Annotated in this window: 7 protein-coding genes and 1 pseudogene; 3 read left to right on the forward strand and 5 right to left on the reverse strand. The window is 72.7% G+C overall.

All coding sequences use genetic code 11. The features are described from left to right. Nucleotides 1–244 (reverse strand): annotated as a pseudogene (locus NS354_RS08055) (fumarylacetoacetate hydrolase family protein); the annotation flags it as partial. A 123-nt stretch (nt 245–367) separates the two neighbouring features. Between NS354_RS08055 and NS354_RS08060 the strand changes: the two are divergent. Then, the gene (locus NS354_RS08060; RefSeq protein ID WP_010156546.1) at nt 368–739 is read left to right on the forward strand and encodes an FKBP-type peptidyl-prolyl cis-trans isomerase; all 372 of its coding nucleotides are present in this window, start codon (nt 368–370) and stop codon (nt 737–739) included. A 174-nt stretch (nt 740–913) separates the two neighbouring features. Further along, a complete protein-coding gene (locus NS354_RS08065) occupies nt 914–2,365 on the forward strand; it encodes an NCS2 family permease (RefSeq protein ID WP_193750736.1) in 1,452 nt (483 codons plus the stop codon). Nucleotides 2,366–2,437: 72 nt separating this feature from the next. Here the strand turns inward: NS354_RS08065 and NS354_RS08070 are convergent, their stop codons facing one another. Genes NS354_RS08070 through NS354_RS08085 form a run of 4 tightly spaced genes read right to left on the reverse strand, consistent with a single transcriptional unit; the run spans nt 2,438 to nt 5,004 of the window. Further along, nucleotides 2,438–2,950 carry a MogA/MoaB family molybdenum cofactor biosynthesis protein gene (locus NS354_RS08070; protein WP_058594047.1) on the reverse strand — a complete coding sequence of 171 codons (513 nt, stop codon included), beginning with the start codon at nt 2,948–2,950 and terminating at the stop codon, nt 2,438–2,440. Continuing rightward, nucleotides 2,947–3,453: a cyclic pyranopterin monophosphate synthase MoaC gene (gene moaC, locus NS354_RS08075; RefSeq protein ID WP_058594048.1), complete on the reverse strand. Its 507-nt coding sequence runs from the start codon at nt 3,451–3,453 to the stop codon at nt 2,947–2,949. The genes NS354_RS08070 and moaC overlap by 4 nt, the downstream gene beginning before the upstream one ends. Next, a complete protein-coding gene (locus NS354_RS08080; protein WP_082677979.1) occupies nt 3,446–4,753 on the reverse strand; it encodes a molybdopterin molybdotransferase MoeA in 1,308 nt (435 codons plus the stop codon). The genes moaC and NS354_RS08080 overlap by 8 nt, the downstream gene beginning before the upstream one ends. 2 nt (nt 4,754–4,755) lie before the next feature. After that, nucleotides 4,756–5,004 (reverse strand): MoaD/ThiS family protein, encoded by a 249-nt coding sequence (locus NS354_RS08085; RefSeq protein ID WP_058594050.1) that lies wholly within the window; start codon nt 5,002–5,004, stop codon nt 4,756–4,758. Between the two features lie 48 nt (nt 5,005–5,052). Here NS354_RS08085 and NS354_RS08090 point away from each other — a divergent pair. Continuing rightward, nucleotides 5,053–5,418: HesA/MoeB/ThiF family protein (locus NS354_RS08090; protein WP_193750737.1), on the forward strand; the 366-nt coding region annotated here is incomplete at its 3' end.

Raw genomic sequence — 5,418 nt, forward strand, 5'->3', positions numbered from 1 at the left:
GCACGATCGGCGCGCCGATCACCGCCGGGGCGTATGCGGCGTCCGCGGACGGCGCCCACGAGTCGGTCTCGGCGGCCGCCACGGCGTCGCGCACGCGCGCGAGCGCTTCGTCGCCCGCCTCGATCAGCTGCTGCAGGGTCTCGTACGGCAGACCGAGCGCGCGGAGCGAGAGGTGACGGCCGTCGTCGACGACGACGAGCTCTGGGGCGGCGGCCGGAGCGGGGATCAAGTGTGCGAATCTCACAGTCACAGGTTACCGGAACCGCTGCCGCGTTGTTCGCGTCGTGCAGTTTGCGGCACCGGGCCGCAGTTCCCCTGTGGGCGAACTCGGAGGCGGCGCGAGCGCGATTTCGGAGAGAATGAAGCCATGACTGAAACACCGCAGACGAAGCCCGAGATCGAGTTCCCCGAGGGCCCCGCGCCCACCGAACTGCAGATCGTCGACATCGTGGAGGGCTCGGGCGAGGAGGCTCTCGCGAGCTCGACCGTCGACGTGCACTACCTCGGCGTCGAATACGACACGGGCGAGGAGTTCGACTCGTCGTGGGGTCGCGGCGAATCCATCAACTTCCCGCTGCGCGCGCTCATCCAGGGCTGGCAGGTCGGCATCCCCGGCATGAAGGTCGGCGGCCGCCGCAAGCTCATCGTCCCCGCCGCGCAGGCGTACGGCACTTCGGGCGGGCACCCGCTGTCGGGCAAGACGCTCATCTTCGTCATCGACCTGCTCGGCGTCAGCTGATCCTCTGATCCGAGGCCGGCTGAGCCGCCGGCCGAAGACGCAGCTCCACGGCCGGGGGCCGCTCGTTCACGCGAGCGGCCCCCGGCCGTCGTCGTTCCGGAACGCCGCCGACTCCGAGCGGTGGTACCGTTTCTGTGTTCAGCGAACACTCAGTGTGACGGAGAGGAGCTGCCCGTGACGGAGGCGCAGCAGGTGACGGACGAGCGGAGACCCACCGGAGCGTGGGGAGGTGTCGACCGCTACTTCAAGATCACCGAGCGCGGATCCTCCTTCGGAACCGAGGTGCGCGGCGGACTCGTCACCTTCGTGACGATGGCGTACATCGTCATTCTGAACCCGATCATCCTCACCAGCGGCGTCGACGTCGAGGGCAACACGCTCTCGTTCCCCGCGGTGAGCGCCGTCACCGCCCTCACCGCGGGCGTCATGACGATTCTGTTCGGCCTCGTCTCACGCCTCCCGTTCGGCTTCGCCGCGGGCCTCGGGATCAACGCGTTCCTCGCGTTCTCCGTCGTCGGGCAGGTCACGTGGCCCGAGGCGATGGCGCTCGTCGTCATCAACGGCGTGCTCATCGTGCTGCTCGCCGCGACGGGCCTGCGCCGCATGATCTTCGACGCCGTGCCGGTCGAGCTCAAGCTCGCCATCACGGTCGGCATCGGCCTCTTCATCGCGTTCATCGGCTTCGTCAACTCGGGGTTCGTGACGGCGACGGGAAGCGCCTCCCCGCCCGTCGGTCTCGGGATCGGCGGATCCGTGGTCACGGTGCCCACCCTCATCTTCGTGGTGACGCTGATCCTCACGGGCGTGCTGGTCGCCGCGAAGGTGAAGGGCGGGCTGCTCATCGGCCTCGTGTCGGGCACCGTCATCGCCGTTGTCGTCGAGGCCATCTGGAACCTGGGCGCGGCGACGGAGCACCCGGGCGGCTGGGGACTCACCGTGCCCGCGCTCGACGGGGCGCCGTTCGGCATTCCCGATCTCGGGCTCGTCGGAGCGGTCAGCTTCGACCTGGGCCGCGTCGGGGTCGTCACGATCGTGATGCTCGTGTTCACCCTGCTCTTCACGAACTTCTTCGACGCGATGGGCACGATGACCGGGCTGTCGCGCGAGGCGGGCCTCGCCGACGCGCAGGGCAACTTCCCGCGGCTGAAGTCGGCGCTCGTCGTCGAGGGCGTCGGCGCGATCGCGGGCGGTCTGACGTCGTCGTCGTCGAACACCGTATTCATCGAGTCGGGCGCCGGCATCGGCGAGGGTGCGCGCACCGGCTTCGCGAACATCGTGACGGGGCTCATGTTCCTGCTCGCCATGTTCTTCACGCCGCTGACGCAGATCGTTCCCACGGAGGTCGCGGCCGCCGCGCTCGTGATCGTGGGCGCGCTGATGATGGCGCAGATCAAGCACATCGATCTCACCGACTTCCGCGTGCTGCTCCCGGTGTTCCTCACCGTCGCAGTGATGCCCATGACCTACTCGATCGCCAACGGCATCGGCGCGGGCTTCGTGGCGTGGGTGCTCGTGCACGCCTGCTCGGGCCGCGCCAAGCAGGTGCACTGGCTCCTCTGGGTCGTGGCGGCCGGCTTCGTGCTGTTCTTCGCGCGCGGACCGATCGAGGCGGCGCTCGGGGTCTGAGGGCGGCGCGGGCGCGGGCGAGCGCTCGGCGCTCGGCGTGTGAGGGCGGCGCGGCGCTGCCGGGCGCGCGCCTCAGCGGCGGGGCGCGTGGCCGTTCTTCGCGCCGACGTCGCCGGTGCGCTGCGCGAGGAGATGGTCGAGGATCGGTTCGAGCACGGCCAACCCGTCGCGCACGCCCCCGGAGGAGCCGGGCAGGGTGATGACGAAGGTCGAGCCGGCGAAGCCGGCGACGCCCCGGGTGAGCACCGCGGCGGGCAGGTGCTCGGCGCCCCGTCGGCGCAGCTCCTCGACGATGCCGGGGAGCTCCAGCTCGAGGAGCGGGGCGACGGCCTCGGGCGTGCGATCGCTGGCCGACACCCCGGTGCCTCCGGTCGTCACAAGCACCGCGGGAGCGGCGTCGAGCGCGGCCCGCACGGCGCGGCCCACGCCATCGCCGTCGGCCACCACCGCCGGCTCGGGCGTGGCGAAGCCCCGCGCGCGCAGCCACTCCGCGATGTGCGGGCCGGTGGTGTCGGGCGCCTCGCCCGCGGCCGCGCTCGTCGAGGCGACGACCACGCGGGCCGAGCCTCGGGTCTCCGCGGTCACGGCGCGACCCAGTCGCCGCTCTTGCCGCCGGCCTTCGCCAGCACGCGCGTTCCGGTGATGACGGCGTGGTGGTCGACGGCCTTGATCATGTCGTAGAGCGTCAGCGCGGCGACGCTCACCGCGGTCAGGGCCTCCATCTCCACCCCGGTCACCCCGCGTGTCGACACGGTCGCGACGATGCGCACGCGGTCGGTCTCGCTCTCGAAGTCGATCGCCACCTTCGAGAGCGGCAGCGGATGGCAGAGCGGAATCAGATCGGGCGTGCGCTTGGCGGCCATGATCCCCGCGATGCGCGCCGTGCCGAGCGCTTCGCCCTTCGGCAGGTCTCCGGCGACGAGGCGTTCGACCACGTCGGCCCGGGTCTCGAGCACGGCCTCCGCCGTCGCGGTGCGCTTGGTCACCGCCTTGTCGCCGACGTCGACCATGTGCGCGCTGCCGTCGGCGCGCAGGTGGGTGAGGTCTCCCGCTGCGGCGCTGTCGATTCGGGGTGCGGAGTCAGACATCGAACCTCTGGATCTCGATCGGGGAGCCGGCGGCGAGGTGCGCGACTCCGATGGGGATGTGGGCGAGCAGTTCGGCGCTCGCCAGGTCGGCGAGCAGATGGGAGCTCGGCGGTGACAGTGCCACGGAGCCGTCGGCGAGGAATCGCCCCCGGCGCACCTGGTGCTTGTGCTCCGGCGACACGGTGTCGTGCGCCAGCCGGGCGGTGGTGCGCGCGCCCCGGGCCGGGAGACCCGCGTGTTCGCGCAGCAGGGGGAGCAGGAAGAGCTCGGCGGAGAGCGCGGAGCTCACGGGGTTGCCGGGGAAGCAGAGCGTCGGCATGCGCACGCCGTCGATGTCGACGGTTCCCGCGCCCTGCGGGCCGCCGGGCTGCATCGCGATGGCCGTGAACTCCACGCCCGATCCGAGCGTCCCGCCCGATCCGCCCCGACCACTCCGATCGCCCGCGTCGAACGCGTCGCGCACCACTTCAAAGGCGCCGGCGCTGATGCCGCCCGAGGTCACGAGCAGGTCGTGCTCGCCCGCCGCCGCGATGCAGGCGCGGAGCGCCTCGGGCCGGTCGGCGACGCGGCGCGCCGTCACATCGGCGCCGGCGTCGCGGAGGGCGGCCGCGAGCAGGGGAGCGTTTGCGTCGTAGATGCGGCCGGGGGCGAGCGGCTCGCCCGGGGCGGTCACCTCGTCGCCGGTCGACACGAGCAAAATGCGCACGCGTCGGCGCACGGGCACGGTCGCGACGCCCGCGCTCGCGAGCAGCCCGATCGATGCGGGCCGGAGCCGGGCGCCCGCGAGCAGCAGCGGGGCACCGGCGGCGTGATCGGAGCCCTGCTCGCGCACGAAGGCGCCGGGCTGCGGGGCGCTCGCGAACGTCACGGTCTCGGCGGCCTGCGCGTCGGGCGGTGCGGGATCGTTCGGTCGGCGCAGCCGCCCGAAGCGCGGGGGCTTTGCCTGCTCGATGGGGATCACCGCGTCGGCTCCGACGGGGATCGGCGCGCCGGTCATGACCGGGCAGGCGGTTCCCGGGGCGCACGCGATCGGGGCGTCGCCGGCCGGTGCGGCGAGGCCGACGACGAGGGTGCGCGGCGCGCCGCCTGCGAAGTCGGCGGTGCGCACCGCGTAGCCGTCCATCTGGGAGTTGTCGAAGGGCGGAAGCGGGATCTCCGCGCGGAGTTCGCGCGCGAGGACGCGACCGGAGAGCGCTGCATCGTCAATGGGAAGCCACTCCGGCTCCCGGAGCGCCGCGGCGCGGAGCACGGGCGCGAGAAGCGCGGCGACGATCTCCGCGTGCTCAGTGTGGGTGCGCACGGTCACCCTCCCGCGAACGCCGGGAGCACGTCCACCACGTCGCCCGTGACCTCGCCGTCGTCGCGGCGGACGGTGCCGTCGACGAGGAACGAACCGGAGCGGATCACTCGCTGCATGGCCGCACCGTACTCCTCGATCAGCTCGGCGCGGAGCGCCGCGAGCGTCGCCGGGGCACCGAGCTCCCACGCCTCCTCCTCCCGGCCGGCGGCATCGGCGGCGGCCGCGAAGTATCTGACGGTGATGCGAGCCATATCGCAATGGTAGCGAACCCCTGCCGGAGCGGCTCGTAGACTGGGCGCATGCCTGCGGTGCGTGATACTCGGTCGACGCAGCCGGAGCGCGGGAGCGCCCGGCCCGGCCCGCTCGTCGCGCCCGCGGCCGCGCTGACCGACACCGCGGCCGCCCGAGCGCAGCGGCAGATCACCCTGCCGGGATTCGGCGAGGAGGCGCAGCGGCGGCTCGCCGGTGCGAGCGTGCTCGTGGTCGGCGCGGGCGGCCTGGGGTGCGCGAGCGCGCCCTACCTCGCGGGGGCCGGCGTGGGCCGCATCGGTCTGCTCGATGACGACCTCGTCGAGCTGTCGAACCTGCACCGGCAGGTGACCCATCACGCAGCGGACGTGGGCCGCGCGAAGGTCGATGCGCTCGCCGATGCGGTGCACGCGCTC

This window comes from Leucobacter chromiiresistens (assembly GCF_001477055.1).
Lineage (GTDB): Bacteria > Actinomycetota > Actinomycetes > Actinomycetales > Microbacteriaceae > Leucobacter > Leucobacter chromiiresistens_A.